This window comes from Acinetobacter courvalinii (assembly GCF_014635545.1).
In the GTDB taxonomy this organism is placed as follows: Bacteria; Pseudomonadota; Gammaproteobacteria; order Pseudomonadales; family Moraxellaceae; genus Acinetobacter; species Acinetobacter courvalinii.
In genome coordinates, this window is the sequence record NZ_BMDA01000001.1 from 726,256 (window position 1) to 744,727 (window position 18,472).

General features: G+C 45.9%; 17 protein-coding genes. All 17 read left to right on the forward strand.

The genetic code is table 11. The annotated features are described in order from the left end of the window. The first annotated feature begins 201 nt into the window (after nt 1-201). The 17 genes from IEV39_RS03150 to IEV39_RS03230 all read left to right on the forward strand — a co-directional run bounded on the left by IEV39_RS03150 (nt 202) and on the right by IEV39_RS03230 (nt 18,402). Nucleotides 202-891 (forward strand): 3-oxoacid CoA-transferase subunit A, encoded by a 690-nt coding sequence (locus tag IEV39_RS03150; protein ID WP_005286879.1) that lies wholly within the window; start codon nt 202-204, stop codon nt 889-891. Then, the gene (locus IEV39_RS03155; RefSeq protein ID WP_005286875.1) at nt 888-1,541 is read left to right on the forward strand and encodes a 3-oxoacid CoA-transferase subunit B; all 654 of its coding nucleotides are present in this window, start codon (nt 888-890) and stop codon (nt 1,539-1,541) included. The genes IEV39_RS03150 and IEV39_RS03155 overlap by 4 nt, the downstream gene beginning before the upstream one ends. Nucleotides 1,542-1,655: 114 nt before the next feature. After that, nucleotides 1,656-2,864 (forward strand): 3-oxoadipyl-CoA thiolase, encoded by a 1,209-nt coding sequence (pcaF, locus tag IEV39_RS03160; protein ID WP_005286873.1) that lies wholly within the window; start codon nt 1,656-1,658, stop codon nt 2,862-2,864. 8 nt (nt 2,865-2,872) lie between these two features. Continuing rightward, entirely contained in the window at nt 2,873-4,222 is a 1,350-nt protein-coding gene (locus IEV39_RS03165; RefSeq protein WP_005286870.1) for a 3-carboxy-cis,cis-muconate cycloisomerase, read from the forward strand. A 4-nt stretch (nt 4,223-4,226) separates the two neighbouring features. Then, nucleotides 4,227-5,012: a 3-oxoadipate enol-lactonase gene (gene pcaD, locus IEV39_RS03170; RefSeq protein ID WP_005286866.1), complete on the forward strand. Its 786-nt coding sequence runs from the start codon at nt 4,227-4,229 to the stop codon at nt 5,010-5,012. A 41-nt stretch (nt 5,013-5,053) separates the two neighbouring features. Beyond that, a complete protein-coding gene (gene pcaK / locus IEV39_RS03175; RefSeq protein WP_005286862.1) occupies nt 5,054-6,406 on the forward strand; it encodes a 4-hydroxybenzoate transporter PcaK in 1,353 nt (450 codons plus the stop codon). 32 nt (nt 6,407-6,438) lie between these two features. After that, nucleotides 6,439-6,852 carry a 4-carboxymuconolactone decarboxylase gene (gene pcaC / locus IEV39_RS03180; protein WP_004772813.1) on the forward strand — a complete coding sequence of 138 codons (414 nt, stop codon included), beginning with the start codon at nt 6,439-6,441 and terminating at the stop codon, nt 6,850-6,852. 10 nt (nt 6,853-6,862) lie between these two features. Then, nucleotides 6,863-7,588, forward strand: a complete 726-nt coding sequence (gene pcaH, locus IEV39_RS03185) for a protocatechuate 3,4-dioxygenase subunit beta (protein WP_004772812.1) — start codon at nt 6,863-6,865, stop codon at nt 7,586-7,588. Between the two features lie 12 nt (nt 7,589-7,600). Next, on the forward strand, nt 7,601-8,230 hold the full coding sequence (gene pcaG / locus IEV39_RS03190) for a protocatechuate 3,4-dioxygenase subunit alpha (protein WP_005286859.1): 630 nt from the start codon (nt 7,601-7,603) through the stop codon (nt 8,228-8,230). A 258-nt stretch (nt 8,231-8,488) separates the two neighbouring features. Then, nucleotides 8,489-9,328: a type I 3-dehydroquinate dehydratase gene (gene aroD, locus IEV39_RS03195; protein WP_005286856.1), complete on the forward strand. Its 840-nt coding sequence runs from the start codon at nt 8,489-8,491 to the stop codon at nt 9,326-9,328. Nucleotides 9,329-9,348: 20 nt separating this feature from the next. Further along, nucleotides 9,349-10,809 (forward strand): NosD domain-containing protein, encoded by a 1,461-nt coding sequence (locus tag IEV39_RS03200; protein ID WP_005286852.1) that lies wholly within the window; start codon nt 9,349-9,351, stop codon nt 10,807-10,809. A gap of 18 nt (nt 10,810-10,827) precedes the next feature. Further along, nucleotides 10,828-12,057: a carbohydrate porin gene (locus IEV39_RS03205; RefSeq protein ID WP_005286849.1), complete on the forward strand. Its 1,230-nt coding sequence runs from the start codon at nt 10,828-10,830 to the stop codon at nt 12,055-12,057. A gap of 16 nt (nt 12,058-12,073) precedes the next feature. After that, nucleotides 12,074-14,497: a glucose/quinate/shikimate family membrane-bound PQQ-dependent dehydrogenase gene (locus tag IEV39_RS03210; protein WP_005286843.1), complete on the forward strand. Its 2,424-nt coding sequence runs from the start codon at nt 12,074-12,076 to the stop codon at nt 14,495-14,497. A 184-nt stretch (nt 14,498-14,681) separates the two neighbouring features. Next, nucleotides 14,682-15,182: a 2-oxo-4-hydroxy-4-carboxy-5-ureidoimidazoline decarboxylase gene (uraD, locus tag IEV39_RS03215; RefSeq protein WP_005286840.1), complete on the forward strand. Its 501-nt coding sequence runs from the start codon at nt 14,682-14,684 to the stop codon at nt 15,180-15,182. Further along, nucleotides 15,182-15,517 (forward strand): hydroxyisourate hydrolase, encoded by a 336-nt coding sequence (uraH, locus tag IEV39_RS03220; protein ID WP_005286838.1) that lies wholly within the window; start codon nt 15,182-15,184, stop codon nt 15,515-15,517. Before uraD ends, uraH begins: the two co-directional genes overlap by 1 nt. A 49-nt stretch (nt 15,518-15,566) precedes the next feature. Then, nucleotides 15,567-16,940, forward strand: coding sequence for a nucleobase:cation symporter-2 family protein (locus IEV39_RS03225; RefSeq protein ID WP_005286835.1), 1,374 nt, complete (start codon nt 15,567-15,569; stop codon nt 16,938-16,940). Between the two features lie 178 nt (nt 16,941-17,118). Beyond that, nucleotides 17,119-18,402 carry an OprD family outer membrane porin gene (locus IEV39_RS03230; RefSeq protein WP_005286832.1) on the forward strand — a complete coding sequence of 428 codons (1,284 nt, stop codon included), beginning with the start codon at nt 17,119-17,121 and terminating at the stop codon, nt 18,400-18,402. Nucleotides 18,403-18,472 lie beyond the last annotated feature (70 nt).

An 18,472-nucleotide genomic window follows, 5' to 3' on the forward strand; every position in this document is an offset into this window, starting at 1 on the left:
CTAAACATGACTATTTTACTTGGATAATGTTCGATGATCGAACATAAAAAATAATCATCGAACAAAATGCACTTCAACGTCTAGAAGTGAGCGCAGAATTTATCAAGAATGAATAGAAGAAATCCGAACAAAGCACTCGGCTTAATTTCATCGGCTTTCAGGATGAAAATACGAGTGATGCATCGTACAGGAAGTAGGTAGATGATTGATAAAAGTACCCTCACTTTGACTGAGGCACTGTCACAGATCAAGGATGGCGCAACCATCATGATTGGTGGTTTTGGCACTGCAGGACAACCCGCTGAACTAATTGATGGACTGATCAAACTTGGCATCAAGGATCTGGTCATTGTCAATAACAATGCAGGCAATGGCGATTATGGTTTGGCTAAACTACTTAAAACAGGGGCAGTACGTAAAATCATCTGTTCCTTCCCACGTCAGTCTGATTCATGGGTCTTCGATGAACTGTATCGTGCTGGCAAGATTGAACTGGAACTGGTGCCGCAAGGTAATCTGGCTTGTCGTATTCAAGCTGCGGGTATGGGCCTCGGTGCTGTATTTACCCCAACAGGTTTCGGTACGCTTTTGGCTGAAGGCAAGGAAACCCGTCATATCGATGGCAAAGACCATGTACTTGAATATCCAATCAAAGCAGACTTCGCGCTGATCAAGGCACATCAAGGCGACCGTTGGGGCAATCTGGTCTATAACAAATCTGCACGTAACTTTGGTCCGATCATGGCGATGGCTGCGGATGTCACCATTGCACAAGTGTCTGAACTGGTCGAACTCGGTCAGCTTGATCCTGAACACATCATTACCCCTGGGATTTTTGTACAGCATGTGGTCGCTGTCGATACAGCCAATGGCACAGGAGCAGAACAATGAGCTATCAAAAACTAAGCCGTGACCAAATCGCTGAACGTGTCGCTCAAGATATTCCCGATGGCGCTTATGTCAATCTCGGCATTGGGCTTCCAACCAAGATTTCCAATTATCTTCCAGCCGATAAAGATGTATTCCTGCATTCGGAAAATGGCCTACTCGCATTCGGGCCGCCACCTGCCAAAGGTGAAGAAGACCCTGAACTCATCAATGCAGGTAAGGAATACGTCACCATGCTGACAGGTGGCAGTTTCTTCCATCATGGAGATTCCTTTGCCATGATGCGTGGTGGGCATTTGGATATTGCAGTGCTTGGTGCTTTCCAAGTGGCAGCCAATGGTGATTTAGCCAACTGGCATACGGGTGCAGCGGATGCGATTCCTGCGGTGGGCGGTGCGATGGATCTGGCGGTAGGGGCCAAGAAAGTGTTTATCACCACCGATCACAACACCAAGCAAGGTGAACCCAAGATTGTTGAAGCGCTTTCATATCCAGCAACAGGATTGAAATGTGTCGATCGTATTTATACCGACCTGTGTGTGATTGATGTGACTCAAGACGGTTTAAAAGTGATTGAGAAAGTCGAAGGTCTGAGCTTTGCGGAGTTACAGGCGTTGACGGGTGCTCAGTTGATTGATGCGACACCAGCTTAAGGATAGAAATCCCCCTAAATCCCCCTTTGTTAAGGGGGACTTCACCTAAACAATAGCGTGAAGTCTCCCTCCTTTTTAAAGGAGGGATTAAGGGAGGATTAAAAGGAAAAACACATGAAAAACGCTTATATCATCGATGCCATCCGTACCCCATTTGGTCGCTATGCAGGCGGTCTTGCATCTGTACGTGCCGATGACCTAGGAGCCATTCCACTTCAGGCTCTCATGCAACGCAACCCAACTGTTGATTGGCAACAAGTGGATGATGTGATCTATGGCTGTGCCAATCAGGCAGGTGAAGACAACCGTAATGTCGGACGTATGTCAGCTTTACTTGCGGGCTTACCTTATCAAGTACCAGCCACCACGGTGAACCGTTTATGTGGTTCATCACTGGATGCCATTGCCATGGCTGCACGTGCGATTAAAGCCAATGAAGCAGATCTGATTATTGCCGGTGGCGTCGAAAGTATGAGCCGTGCCCCTTATGTGATGGGCAAATCCGACAGTGCCTTTGGACGTAGTCAAAAGATTGAAGACACCACTATGGGCTGGCGTTTTATCAATCCAAAACTCAAAGAAATGTATGGTGTGGACAGCATGCCACAAACCGCGGAAAACGTGGCAGAGCAATTCAATATCAACCGTGCTGATCAAGATCAGTTTGCCCTCAATAGCCAGCAACGTACTGCAACTGCGCAAGCCAAAGGCTTCTTTGCCCATGAAATCATCCCGGTGACGATTCCACAGCGTAAAGGTGATGCCATTGTGGTGGATACTGATGAGCATCCACGTGCATCAACCACCTTAGAAGCATTAACCAAACTTAAAGGTGTGGTCAAAGCCGAAGGTACCGTCACGGCTGGTAACGCCTCAGGCATTAACGATGGTGCCGCTGCTGTGTTGATTGCGTCGGACGACGCGGTGGAAAAATATCAACTCAAACCACGTGCCAAAATTATTGCCGCAACCACAGTGGGTATTGAACCCCGCATTATGGGTTTTGCACCTGCACCTGCGATCAAGAAACTGCTTAAACAGGCCAATCTCAATCTTGATCAGATGGATGTGATTGAACTAAACGAAGCTTTTGCGGCACAGGCTTTGGCAGTCACCCGTGATTTAGCTTTGGCAGATGATGATGCACGGGTTAATCCGAATGGTGGTGCAATTGCCTTGGGTCATCCCTTAGGTGCCTCTGGTGCGCGTCTGGTGACCACGGCCTTGAATCAGCTTGAACAGATTAAGGGGCAGTATGCCTTGTGTTCGATGTGTATTGGTGTTGGTCAAGGGATTGCCTTGATTATTCAACGTGTTGAGTGAGGTCTGTTATGAGCCAGTTATACGCCAGCTTATTTTATCAGCCTGATATCACAGCTATTTTTAGTGATCACGCTTTATTGGGATATATGGTGCAGGCCGAAGTTGCTTTAGCTAAAGCTCAGGCAAAGGTCAACGTCATTCCTGCTTCGGCGGCAACGACGATTGAACAGGTTGGACAAAATGCGGTAGCGCACATCGATATGGATGCGTTGGCTACAGCAGCAGGGCTGGCAGGTAATGTTGCAATTCCATTTGTAAAGCAATTGACCGCCTTGGTGAAACAGCAGGATGAAGATGCATCCCGCTATGTGCATTGGGGCGCGACTAGTCAGGATATTATTGATACAGCAACGATTTTGCAGTGTCGTGATGCCTTGGCATTGATCGAACAGCAAGTGCAACAGGCATATCAGGTGAGCTTAAAGCAAGCACAGCAATATCGTGATCAGGTCATGATTGGGCGTACTTGGCTACAGCAAGCTTTACCGATTACTTTAGGTCATAAATTTGCTCGTTGGGCAGGTGCTTTTAAGCGTGATCTTGATCGTCTGCATGCAATGAAAGAACGCGTATTGACTGCGCAACTCGGTGGTGCCGTCGGTTCACTGGCATCTTTACAGGATCAAGGCTCTGCGGTGGTTGCCGCTTTTGCAGCACAACTCAATTTAACAGCGCCTGAATGTACATGGCATGGTGAGCGCGACCGTATGGTTGAGCTTGCCAGTATGCTTGCCTTGATTGTAGGGAATGTCGGCAAGATGGCAAAAGACTGGTCATTGCTGATGCAAACCGAAATCGCAGAAGTTTTTGAACCGACAGCAAAAGGGCGTGGTGGATCATCGACCATGCCACATAAGCGTAATCCTGTGGCAGCAGCTTCAATTCTTGCTGCAGCCAATCGTGTGCCAGCCTTAATGGCAAGTGTTTATCAAAGCATGGTGCAAGAGCATGAACGTGCTTTAGGTGCATGGCATGCGGAATGGCTTGCGATTCCAGAAATTTTCCAGCTATGTGCAGGTGCTTTAGAACGAGGCAGTGAAGTGCTTGAGCACATGCAGGTCAACGCAGACGCGATGCAACGTAATCTTGAATGTACAAATGGCCTCATCATGGCGGAGGCTGTGATGATGGCGCTTGCACCAAAACTTGGACGGTTGAATGCACACCATCTGGTTGAGCAGGCTTGCCAGCAAGCTGTTGCCCAGCATCAGCATTTAAAAACCGTGTTATCCAACATGGCGCAAGTGAATGTCCATTTCAATGATCAGGCATTAGATGATCTGTTCAATCCTGCATCTTACCTAGGCAATATTCAGGCACAAATCGATGCAGTACTACATGCAGCACAAGGAGAGTAAGCACATGGTCACTCATATCAATAATCGTCAGGGACATCTGCTGGCTGTTCAGGTTCAAGGGCGCAAAGATGCACCTGTGATCATGTTCTCTAACTCTTTGGGAACTGATCATGGTATGTGGCAGGCGCAAGTGACAGCTTTGGCTGAGCATTATCAGGTCATTACCTATGACACACGTGGACATGGTACCAGCACCGTAATTGCTGATACGACCTTGCAAAATCTGGCTGAAGATGTGATCGATATTCTTGATGCTTTAGCTGTTGAAAAAGCCCATTTCTGCGGTATTTCAATGGGTGGAATTACAGCCTTGGCCTTGGCCATCAATCATGCACAACGCTTTCATAGCATTACGGTTGCAAATTCAGCTGCAAAAATTGGTACTGCCGAGGCATGGAATACCCGTGCAGATAGCGTAGAGCAAAACGGTTTGGCAGAACTTGTAAAAACCACGCACACCCGTTGGTTTAGTGAGCATTTTGATTATGCGCATGATGTGCTGGCACAAAAAACCATTCAGAGTCTGGCAGTGACACCTGCACAGGGGTATGCCAATGCATGTCGTGCTTTAGCTGATGCCGATGTTCGGGCGCAACTTGGTCAGATTCAAATTCCCACTTTAATTATCGCAGGGCAATACGACCCCGTCACCACAATCCAGGATGCAGAGTTTATGCATCATCACATTGCAAACAGTCAGCTTGAAATCTTGGCAGCTTCTCATTTGTCCAATATTGAACAGCCACAAGTGTTCAAACAGGCATTGTCCAAGTTTATTCAAAACATATAACCGCAAGGGTTAGAAAGGAATTCGCCTACAAGGAGGCAGTTATGGCACAGGAATTTGCTGCATCGAAAAATAGCGTAGATGCACAAGCATTAATTGATAATGCGCCAATTAGTAAATATCAGTGGATGATCGCAATTGTTTGTTTTCTCATTGTATTTGTTGACGGTATTGATACCGCGGCAATGGGATTTATTGCACCTGCATTGACTCAGGACTGGGGCATTGACCGTTCCCAGCTTGGGCCAGTAATGAGTGCGGCATTGGGTGGCATGATCATTGGTGCGCTGGTTTCGGGTCCAACAGCTGACCGTTTAGGGCGCAAGATTGTTTTAACTGTTGCAATGTTGATTTTTGGTGGTTTTACCTTGGCATCTGCTTATGCTGACAACCTGAATCAATTGGTCGTATTACGTTTCTTAACGGGGATCGGTCTCGGTGCGGCGATGCCGAATGCAGCGACTCTATTCTCTGAATATTGCCCGACACGGGTACGTTCATTGATGGTGACCTGTATGTTCTGTGGTTATAACCTCGGTATGGCGACAGGCGGCTTTATCAGTAGCTGGTTGATTCCTGCATTTGGATGGCACAGCTTATTTTTATTGGGTGGTTGGGCGCCTTTGATTTTAATGGTTCTGGTGATTTTGTTCTTGCCTGAGTCTTATCGTTTTCTGATTGTCAAAGGTCGAGATTCAGCAAAAATTCGCACCATCTTAACCCATATTTCGCCTGAAAAAGCACAGGCTGCTGAGAGCTTCCATATCCCGGAAGAAAAATCTGCTGTGGCAGAAAAGAAAAATGTGTTTGGCATGCTGTTCTCTAAACAATATGCCAAAGGTACGGTTTTATTGTGGACCACTTATTTCATGGGTTTAGTGGTGGTTTACCTGCTCACCAGCTGGTTACCAACCTTGATGCGTGAGACTGGCGCAACCATGGAACGCGCGGCGTTCATCGGCGGCTTGTTCCAGTTTGGTGGGGTGCTCAGTGCCTTATTCATTGGCTGGGCAATGGATCGTTTCAATCCAAACCGCATTATTTCAGGTTTCTATTTTCTCGCTGGTCTGTTTGCAATTGCAGTTGGGCAAAGTCTCAGCAATCCAACTTTATTGGCGATCTTGGTGCTCTGTGCAGGCGTTGCGATTAACGGAGCGCAATCTTCAATGCCAGCATTAAGCGCTCGTTTCTATCCAACGCAATGTCGTGCAACAGGTGTGGCATGGATGACAGGTATTGGCCGTTTCGGTGCCGTATTTGGTGCATGGATTGGCGCAGTGCTATTGGGTAATGACTGGTCATTTACCGCCATTCTCAGCTTGTTGATGATTCCTGCTACGGCAGCAGCCATCGCAATTTTTGTTAAATCTCTAGTTGCTCATTCCGATGCAACCTAAGGCTCATATTTTCAAGATGAGGAGCAACGTTCATGAATGATGAACAGCGTTATCAGCAAGGACTAAAAGTCCGTACCGAAGTACTGGGTGAAAAACATGTCGGCCGCTCTTTAGCGAACCTTAATGATTTCAATCAGGATTTCCAGAATTTTATTAGTCGTTTTGCATGGGGTGAAGTGTGGTCGCGTGAAGGCTTGCCACGTCATACCCGTAGTCTGGTCACGATTGCCATCTTATTGGCATTGGGCCGTGAAGACGAACTCAGAATGCATTTACGTGCCTGCTTCAACAACGGTGTCACTAAGGATGAACTGAAAGAACTGATTTTACATAGTTCTTTATATGCAGGTTTGCCAGCAGCAAATGCGGCGATGCATATGGCAGAAGAAGTCTTTAAAGAACTTGGCATCGACGTGCAACCCGTTGCGGCACAACCACAGGATTAAGGAGACAGGCATGTTAAAGCATACATTAGGTGCATACCCACAACGTAATACTGATGATCATCCGCCAGCATATACACCCGGCTATAAGACCAGTGTATTACGCTCGCCAAAGAATGCATTGATTTCTATTAATGAGACGTTGACTGAAGTAACTTCACCGCATTTTTCACCGAATATCTTTGGCCCTAAAGATAATGATCTGATCTTGAACTATGCCAAAGAAGGTCTACCTGTTGGTGAACGTATCATTGTGCATGGTTATGTACGTGATCAGTTTGGCCGCCCTGTAAAAAATGCCTTGCTTGAAGTATGGCAAGCCAATGCATCAGGTCGTTATCGTCATCCGAATGACAAATTCATTGGTGCGATGGATCCTAACTTTGGTGGCTGTGGTCGTACCTTAACCGATGAAAATGGTTTTTATATTTTCCGTACCATCAAACCGGGCCCATATCCGTGGCGTAACCGTATTAATGAATGGCGTCCAGCGCATATTCATTTCTCCTTACTCGCAGATGGTTGGGCACAGCGTCTGATTTCGCAGTTCTATTTTGAAGGCGATACCTTGATTGATACTTGCCCGATTTTGAAAACTATTCCTTCAGAAGATCAGCGTCGTGCCTTGATCGCACTGGAAGATAAAAACAACTTCATCGAAGCAGATAGTCGTTGTTACCGCTTTGATATTCATCTTCGTGGTCGTCGTGCGACTTATTTTGAAAATGATTTGACTTAAGGGAGACATACGATGAATGCATGGAATTTTCAGGAATTAAAGGAAACCCCATCACAAACAGGTGGTCCTTATGTTCATATCGGTTTATTACCGCAACAAGCCAATATTGAAGTATTTGAGCATAACTTTGATAACCAGTTAGTCAATGACCACACTCAAGGACAACGTATTCGTCTCGAAGGTCAGGTGTTTGATGGTCTTGGTTTGCCATTAAGAGATGTATTACTGGAAATCTGGCAGGCGGATGCAAATGGTGTTTATCCAAGTCAGGCGGATACTCAAGGTAAAACTGCCGATCCACATTTTCTTGGATGGGGCCGTACAGGTGCCAATTTTGAAACAGGTTTCTGGAGCTTTAATACGGTAAAACCGGGCGCTGTTGCTGGGCGTAAAGGTTCAATTCAGGCGCCGCATATTGCTGTGGCAGTGTTTGCGCGCGGCATCAATATTGGCTTACACACCCGTGTTTATTTTGAAGATGAAGTGGATGCCAATGCCAATGATCCAGTGCTAAACAGCATTGAATGGGCAGTACGTCGCCAGACTTTAATCGCCAAACGCAGTGAAGTGGATGGTGAAGTGGTTTATCGCTTTGATATTCGTATCCAAGGTGATGATGAAACCGTGTTCTTTGATATTTAAATATATTAAAGAAACGTATGTAGAAATTAGCTACTCGGGAATGTCATCTGCAATCTGAGCGCAAGACGAGTAGCTATGCTACGAATGTGGTATCGGAAGTGAAACCTTACGGGATGACAATGCTTTTGCCCTTACGAAGCTTCAAGCGCTTCTCAGGGCGGAGCCAAAGTAAGTCCAGCCGAAGGCCTATCCTATCATTTAATCAAAATTCGCTAAGACCCCGCTGAATGAGCAAATCTATTATTAAGGACGATACAGATGAAAATGAAAACACTGGCAACATTGATGCTGCTTGTTAGCCCTCTATTGATGGTTCAAAGCGTACAAGCACAAGACAATCTACACAAACAGGTTGAATTATCTGAACTGGCAAAATTGCCTGTGAAAACTATTGTACCAATTACCGCCAAAACCAAAGAGCAGGCGATTGCACAGGCAAAAGTGATTGCCGCCAATGCTGATGTGGATCTCGCTGAGTTTCGGATTGATTTACTGAGCTTTGCCAGTGATAGCAAGCAAGTGATTGCCTTGGGACATGAATTAAAACAGATTCTGGGTACTAAGCCGATGATTGCCACCATTCGTACTCATAATGAAGGTGGGCAACTGACCATTAGTGATGCAGATTATGGCAAGACCTATCAGGCTTATTTACAGCAGCCATTTATGGATATGCTGGATGTGGAAATGTTCCGCGATCAGCAAATTGTGAAGAATACGGTCAAATTAGCACATGCGAAAAAAGTGCTGATTGTAATGTCGAATCATGATTTTCAAAAAACACCCGCTGAGGCTGAAATCATTAAACGCTTGCTCAAGCAAGATGAGTTGGGGGCAGATATTCTTAAAATCGCAGTCATGCCACAAAGCAAACAAGACGTATTTACCCTCATGAATGCGACATTGAAAGTCAGTCAGCAATCTAAAAAGCCATTACTTACCATGTCAATGGGTAAACTTGGGACGATTTCCCGCATTGCGACGGCCAATATGGGCGGCAGCTTCAGTTTTGGCATGATTGGTGAAGCTTCGGCACCGGGTCAGATCGATGTTACGCAACTGAAACAGTTTTTAAAAACGGTTCAACCTACACAATAATTTAAAAAGGATTTTTAGACATGAAAGCAATTTACTTACGTTTAAGCACTTTAGCGATGGCGATGGCGGTTTCGGGAATGGCAGCAGCAGAAACTTATGTTGTTGATCGTTATCAAGATGATAAAGATAAAGGTTCTTTGCGTTGGGCAATTGAACAAGCCAATAGCAAGCCGACTGAAGCCAGCGAGATTCTGATTCAGGCAGTAGGTAAAGCGCCTTATGCCATTAAGGTCAACAGTCCATTACCTGAGATCAAAGCGCCTGTAAAAATCATTGGGACGCAATGGGCAAAAACAGGTGAGTTTATTGCAGTCGATGGATCGAATTATATTAAAGGAACTGGTGTTGAAGCCTGTCCTGGTGCGGTTGAAGGGCAGTTCGGGACCAATGTCCGTACCACGACTTTACCAGGCATTGTATTGCGCGATATCAATGGTGTGACCATTCAGGGGCTGGAAATCCGCCATTTCTGTATCGGTATTCTGATGAACCGTGCCAGTAATAACCTGATTCAAAATAACCGTATCATGCATAACTATGGCGGCGCAGGTGTGATGCTGACGGGTGATGATGGTAAAGGTAATCCAACCGCGACCACAACCAATAACAACAAAGTGCTGAATAACTATTTTCAGGACAATGGCGATGGCCTTGAACTGACCCGTGGTGCAGCATTCAATTTGGTTGCCAATAACCATTTTATTTCTACAGCAGCCAATCCTGAACCATCACAAGGGATTGAAATCTTGTGGGGCAATGACAATGCCGTGATTGGCAATAAATTTGAAAACTATTCGGATGGCCTGCAGATCAACTGGGGCAAACGCAACTATATTGCTTATAACGAGCTGACCAATAACTCCAACGGTTTTAACCTGACAGGTGATGGCAACATTTTTGACAGCAATAAGGTACACGGCAACCGGGTTGGCATTGCCATTCGTTCCGAGAAAGATGCCGATGCACATATCACATTGACTAAAAACCAAATCTGGAATAATGGTAAAGAGATTAAACGTTGTGAAGCAGGCGGCAGCTGCGTACCGAATCAACGTGTCGGCGCGATTATTTTTGACATTCCAGGACTGGAACATGCGCATTTTGTAGGATCTCGCGGTCATGGCGTCAAGATTGATCCTGCAAACTTGCAGAAGACCTGCAAGCAGGCCAATGAGCAAGGCTGTAATGCTCAACCCAACCAAAATATTCAGGCACCGAAATTAACCTTGTCCAAAGGACAAATTGCAGTTGAAGTTAAAGCGCAGCCGAACCAGCGTTATCAGGTCGAGTTTTTTGGAAATTCATCGGCAAATTCAAAGGAAGCCGAGTTTTATTTAGGTTCGGCGGTTGCTGCCACCAATGCGCAAGGAATAGCGACGCTGACTTGGAAACCAACAGCACAAGTTGCTTCAGTGACAGCAAATATTACGGATCGTTTGGGTGCAACGTCTGAACTCAGTTCAGCTGTAAAACTGAAATAAACGGCAAGGAGGCTGAATATGAATTCGAATGCATTTTTGCTCAAGATGAGCTGTCTGGCTGTTGCGCTATGTGCTGCTCAATCTGCTTTTGCGGATCAGCCCTGGTCACAGGATCGTCAATGGCTCCTCGGTGACTGGAATGGTCAGCGTCAGCAACTGGAAAAAGAAGGCTATAAATTTAACCTCAATGTCATGAACCAGACAGCAACAGTGCTGGACGGTCTGGACCATCATCCCACCAAAAATGCCAATCAGGTGGCATTGGGTGCAAATTTTGATTTGGCTAAAATTGCGGGATTACCCAACACGACAGCCGCTCTCACCGTGACCAAACGGGATGGACGTAATATTGCCAGCAATATTGGCATGAACGGTAGTCCAACGGAAATCTATGGGCGCGGTAATATCTGGCGCTTGACGCAAGCATGGATTAAAACAGGATTTCTGGACAATACCCTACAGTTTAAGCTTGGGCGTATGGGAATGTCTGAGGACTTTAATGGTTCACACTGTAATTTCCAGAGCCTGATTTTATGTGGTGGCCAAGTGGGTAAGAGTCAGGGCGATGTCTGGTATAACGGTCCGGTGAGTGGCTGGGCTGCAAATGTTAAATACCAGTTTCTGCCTGAATGGACGTTTGGGGTGGGCGTTTATGAAAATAATCCCGAAAATACTGAAGTGAAGGACAATGCCAATTTTAACCTGTCTACGGATCGGGGGAAAGGTGTCCTGATTCCAGTCGAATTGGCTTGGAAAACCAACAAATTAAACGGATTGGCGGGCGAGTATAAAGTTGGCGGTTTCTGGAGTAGTCATGACTATGACCGGGTTGATGCACAAGCAGGACAAGATCCAAAGTCGGCCATCTGGCTGAATACCCAGCAACAGTTGAGCCGCAATGCCACAGATTCAAAGGGTGGTTTATATGGCGCCGTGAATCTGGTCTGGAACAACGATAAAACCGCCAATATTTCTGATACCCAGCAAATCGCCTTCTGGTACAAGGGAGCCTTACCATCACGACCAGCCGACCAGATCGGTTTCGGGGTGGGGCGTTATAAATTTAACGACCAGATCCCTGCCAATCATGATCGTGATGATGAGATGAATGTTGAACTGAACTATGTTTACAACTATTCCCCAGCCGTAATGTTACGTCCCAATATCCAGTATGTTTATCAGCCAAGGGGCAATCCGTCTCGTGATAATGTCTGGGTAGCCGGTATTTCAGTTGGACTGAATTTCTAATACAGGAGTATGACAGATGTCTGAATCTTCAAGCTCGCATACCATACTGAAAATATGGTGTTTTATTCTGGGGCTGGTTTTATTGCTGACCGGACTGTTTTTTACAGTCGGTGGAGTAAAGCTGGCGACTTTAGGTGGATCCTGGTATTTCGTGATTTCAGGTGTTCTCACGCTGATCGCTGCACTTTTTATTTTCAGGAAAAAAGCGCTCGGTGTCTGGTTATTTACCCTGGTGTTTGCGGGAACAATCGTCTGGTCGTTGTTTGATGCAGGGCTGGAGTTCTGGCCTTTATTTTCTCGACTGATGTTTCCAGCAGGCTTATTTGCAGCCCTGATGTTTACTTTGCCTGCCATTCGTCGTTATCAATTTCAACCGAGTGCGGATTTACCTGCTTATGGTCTTGGAATATTGACAGTGATTGGCATGGTGATTGGTCTCTATCAGATGTTCCAGCCACATCCAACCGTCACTGCGTCGGGACAGGCATTACCGCTGATCCCGGTAAAGACTGATATGAAGCAGACTAACTGGCAGCATTATGGTCAGGATGCAGGTGGAAGCCGTTTTGCGGCACTGGATCAGATTACACGTGATAATGTGCACCAGTTGAAAGAAGTCTGGCGTTTCCGTACCGGTGATTTCACCACAGGTTCGGGAAATGGTGCAGAAGATCAGATGACCCCGCTACAAGTCGGCAACAAGATTTTCCTGTGCACCCCGCATAACAACATTTTCGCGTTGGAAGCGGACTCCGGTAAACAACTCTGGAAAGCAGAAGTCAATTCCAAGTCAGATGCATGGGAACGTTGCCGTGGTGTTGCTTATTTTGACTCAACGCAAGCATTGGTTCAGCCGACTTTAGCGGGAGCGACACCGGTAAAAGCGGTGGCAAACAATACTTCATGCTTACGTCGTGTTTATACCAATACACCGGATGGTCGTTTAATTGCAGTCAATGCAGATACGGGCGAACGTTGTAAAGACTTTGGTGTAGAAGGCACCGTTGACTTGCTCAAAGGCTTGGGTGAGGGAACCACAGCACCACGTTTTGAGGTCACTTCAGCGCCAACCATTGCGGGTACGGTAATTGTCGTCGGTAGCCGTATTGCCGATAATTTTGCAGCGGATATGCCTGGTGGTGTAATTCGTGCATACGATGTCATTACGGGTGAATTACGTTGGGCCTTTGATCCACGAAATCCTAATCCGAACTATGTGTTGAAAGAGGGTGAAACCTATAAACGCAGTTCAGCAAACTCATGGGCAGCGATGTCTTATGATCCACAGATGAACACGGTATTTTTGCCAATGGGTAGCTCATCTGTCGATGTATGGGGTGGTAACCGTCAACCATTGGACCATAAATACAACTCATCCGTACTGGCTTTAGATGCGACCACAGGTCAGGAAAAGTGGGTCTCTCAAACGGTTCATAATGATTTGTGGGATTTTGATTTGCCAATGCAGCCTAGTCTGGTCGATTTCCCGATGAAGGATGGCAGCAACAAGCCTGCTGTGGTGATTGGTACCAAATCCGGTCAGTTCTTTGTACTGGATCGTGTAACCGGGCAGCCATTAACCAAGGTGGTTGAGCAAGCGGTGAAGCCTGCGGATATTCCGGGGGAACAATACAGCCCAACACAGCCACGTTCAGTCGAAATGCCGCAGATTGGTAACCAGACCATAACGGAATCTGATATGTGGGGCGCCACACCATTTGACCAGCTCATGTGTCGTATTAACTTTAAATCGATGCGTTATGAAGGTTTATTCACTGCACCGGGTACCGATAAATCATTGAGCTTCCCGGGCTCTCTAGGCGGTATGAACTGGGGCAGTATTGCCTTTGATCCAAGCCATCAATATATGTTCGTCAATGACATGCGTTTGGGTTTATGGATTCAGTTAATTAAACAGACGCCGGAAGATCTGGCAGTTCAGGCCAATGGTGGTGAAAAAGTCAATACCGGTATGGGAGCCGTGCCAATGAAAGGAACCCCATACAAAGTCAATAAAGACCGCTTCTGGTCAAAATTGATGATTCCTTGCCAAAAACCGCCGTATGGCACCATGACTGCAGTAGATATGAAAACGCGTCAGGTTGCATGGCAAGTGCCAATGGGAACGGTAGAAGATACTGGCCCGATGGGAATCAAAATGGGCCTGCCTGTTCCAATTGGTATGCCAACCATTGGCGGTCCAATGGCAACTCAAGGTGGTTTAGTCTTCTTTGCCGCGACTCAGGATTATTACTTGCGTGCACTGGATTCATCTTCAGGTAAGGAGCTGTGGAAAGCGCGTTTACCTGTCGGTAGTCAAGGTACGCCAATCAGCTATGTGTCACCGAAATCAGGTAAGCAGTATGTGCTGATTACTGCGGGTGGTGCGCGTCAATCACCTGATCATGGTGATTATGTGATTGCTTATAGCCTGAACTAAAGCTTTTTTAATCGATAGTAATAAAAAACGGCAATCCTCGGTGATTGCCGTTTTTCATTTAGATATCCAGATCATTTTTTAACAAACGCTATCGAAAGCTCCATACGCCATAATTGGCATATTCATTGCTTTATTTAAGATATCTGGTCTGACCAGTCAGACAATGCCTTAAATTGGAGCAGAGATGCAACTCGAAACATTTAATCAACTCGATCCAGACAGAGCAGCACGTGTTTTACAGGCCTGTGCGCATATCCCGAACTGGATTGCTGAACTGCTACAGCAACGTCCTTATCCAGCTAAAGAGCAACTTTATCAGGCTGCAGTGACGCAAGCGCAGGCATGGTCATGGCCTGAAATTTCTGTAGCTTTGGCGCAACATCCCCGCATTGGCGAGAAAAAAGCAGCAGCAGTTTTGTCTGAGAAAGAGCAGCATTTTTCCCAACGTGAACAAGCTCAGGTTGAAACGGATGCTGTGCTGCAACTGGCGCTATATCAGGGCAATTTAAATTACGAGCACAAATTTGGGCATATTTTTCTGATCCGTGCGGCGGGCCGCTCTGGTCAGCAAATCTTGTCCGAATTGCAACGTCGCTTACTCAATACGGTCGAACAAGAGCAAGTCGAAGTAAAACAACAATTGGCTGAAATTGCCTTGTTTCGTTTAAAACAGGAGATTCAATAATGGCGGGTATCAGCACACATATTTTAAATGCAGCACTGGGGCAGCCAGCACCTCAGGTATTGGTGAAACTCTATCAGGAAATCAATCATCAATATGTTTTGCAGGATGAACAGTTGACGGATGCGGATGGCCGTATTCCGGCTTTCAGGATCGAAGCATTTATCCAAGCCAATTATAAGTTGATTTTTGAAGTAGGGGATTATTTTCAGACTTTGAACACAGCCAGTTTCTATCCAAGCGTCTGTATCGATTTTAAGGTCACTGGTACGCAACAGCATTACCACGTGCCTTTATTGATCAGTCCATTTTCCTATTCAACTTATCGCGGCAGCTAAATCAACTTAAACAATGTGGACCTTATGAATCTCATTTGAGGAATTAACCATGCATCAAGACAACACACCTACAGAACGAGATGCACTGATCTCGGCAGAACATCAATATTTAGGCATGAATAAAAACATTTTATATGGTTTGCAGCATGTGTTGACGATGTATGGTGGAATTATTGCACCCCCATTGATTATTGGAGCTGCTGCAGGACTGGAGGCTTCAGAAATTGGATTGCTGGTGGCTGCTGCCTTGTTTGTAGGGGGCCTGGCGACGGTGTTGCAAACCCTGGGTTTCAAGCATTTCGGAGCAAAATTACCGATTGTTCAAGGCGTTTCTTTTGCAGGCGTGGCGACCATTCTGGCAATTGTCAGCACCGGTGGCGGGTTAGCCTCTGCCTTTGGCGCCGTAATCGTTGCTTCCCTCATTGGTCTATTGCTGACGCCATTTTTCGCCAAAATCATCCGCTTTTTTCCACCCGTCGTAACCGGTTGTGTAATTACCATGATTGGTATTTCACTGCTGCCTGTGGCGATCCGCTGGATTATGGGGGGTAATCCCAAAGCTGAGAACTGGGGCGATCCGGCTAATGTCGGTCTGGCAGTGATGACGCTGGCGATTGTGATTATCTTCAGCATGTTGCGTAGTCAGATGCTCCGTCGGCTCGCGATTCTGGTTGCCATTATTCTAGGTACTGTGCTCGCGTATGCGGCAGGATTTACCGATTTTTCAAAGGTCAACACAGGTCCGGTGTTTGCATTTCCAAGTTTCTTCCATTTTGGTTCGCCTGTATTTGAGTTTTCTGCCATTCTTTCCATGACGATTGTGACCTTGGTGATTATGACCGAAACTACCGCCGATATTATTGCCATCGGTGAAATTGTTGGAACTAAAGTAGATTCGAAACGTATAGGCGACGGTTTACGTGCCGATATGTTATCGAGCGCCATTTCTCCGATCTTTGGTTCATTCATGCAAACAGCTTTTGCCCAAAATGTCGGGCTGGTTGCCATGACGGGCATTAAAAGCCGTTTTGTGGTGGCGACTGCAGGAGGAATCTTGATTATCCTCGGCTTATTGCCCATCGTGGGGCGGCTGGTGGCATCAATTCCCATGCCCGTTTTAGGTGGTGCTGGCATCGTGTTATTCGGTACGGTTGCCGCCAGTGGTATACGTACCTTAGCCAAAGTGGATTATAACGATCATAAAAACCTGATTATTGTGGCCACTTCGCTGGCTATCGGCATGATTCCTATCGTCAATCAGGAATTCTATGCACAATTTCCAACCTGGGTAAAAACCTTATTGCATTCAGGTATTAGCTCAGCCTGTATTACCGCTATCTTACTCAACATCATTTTTAACCATCTACCGTTCACTAAAAAAACAGTGGAAGTAGCAAGCCTGCCTGTAAATTCAGGGCATTGATCATCGCGGGTTCAGGGCCGAATATTCAGTCTGAATCCCACTTTTTTTACCTGCACATCATTCAAAGTTGCTTATTCAAGCTTGAATAGGTCAAGGGGAGTTTTTGTCTTGAAAAAGCCAGAAACAGGATTTTTAAAAGCCAAAAGTGATTTTTAAATCAAATCTTACGGGGAATTTTATGAGAAGTTTTAAGTTAAAATCAGCCATACTCGTGCTCGTGATGAGCCCAGCCATACAGGCCTGGGCAACGGATACCAGCCTGAATCATCTATTGAACCTGCAACAGGATTGTCAGGCGAACGATCAACTGGCTGCGGCTTTTGCCTGTGGCAGTCTGCATGGTGCAGTGAAATCAACCTATTACTCACTCAATAATGCTTATTTTGTGGATAATCTGAATCAGGATACGGCTGTCATCGGTGGTTATATAAAGTATGAAACAGCACCTTTTTATGGGGTGCAGGCAGGAATTGGCTATGATATTCAGCGACGTTTAGATGAGAAAGATAATAAGGCTGAAGTCGATGAACTCAAGGAAGATGGTGATGGTTTAGCAGAAGCCTATCTGACGTGGAAAAATGATTTGGCTCGGGTGACCGTCGGGAATCAGCGTCTCAATTTACCGTTTATGGGGGATTATGCAGACCGCCGTGTCTTGATGTTTTTATATCAGGCCGCCGATGTCCAGATCGGAGACAATAACGATTTCTTGCGCCTGACCAAAGTCAATAAATATAAAAGTTATGGCGAAGATGAGTTTACAAAAAGCGCTCGTCAGAATTCGAATCTGCAAACCGATGGGGTTTGGTCAGTGGGTGTTGGGAAACGTTTTCACTTAGCCGACGATCGAAGCTTAAAAACCCAGTTGTGGTATCAAAGTTATGATGATTATACCCGCCTGATTTATACACAAGCGGATCTGGCAATGCCAAAACTTAAATATGCCCCTGAGTTTTCACTGCAATATATGTCTGGCAAAGATCAGGGCAAAGCACTGGCAGGTGAGGTGAACAGCCAGATTTTTGGTGCACAGGCAGCAGTTAAGGTCTTGCCTGTAGCCACTTTAAAAGTTGCATATAACTATATTAAACCAGATCGTGAAAGTTATCTGAATGGTGCACTGTTAACGCCGTATGCCGCCAAAACCTCTTCAGGTGAAATTTTTGCCCAGCCTTTTTTTACAAGTACTCAGGATTTAGGTGCGGGCAATGCTTTGATGTTGTCCTTAGAGGGTAAACTAACAGATCAAGTGATTGCAGGGGCACGTTATTCATTTATGGATTTAAAGGAAGCAGAGCATGTGGCCAGCCGTAACCAATCTGAATATATGCTGTTTGGGATTTATAATTTTACGGGGGCTTTAAAAGATTTCAGTATCAGTAATTTTGCAGGGATTCAGACCTCCCCACGTTATGACAAGAACTTCTTGCAGAACCGTTTGACACTGAGTTATAAATTTTAAGCAATGAGTTCAACATCGAATGCATATTCTCGTCGGGATATGCATTTTTTGTGGACTGCAACCTGAGATG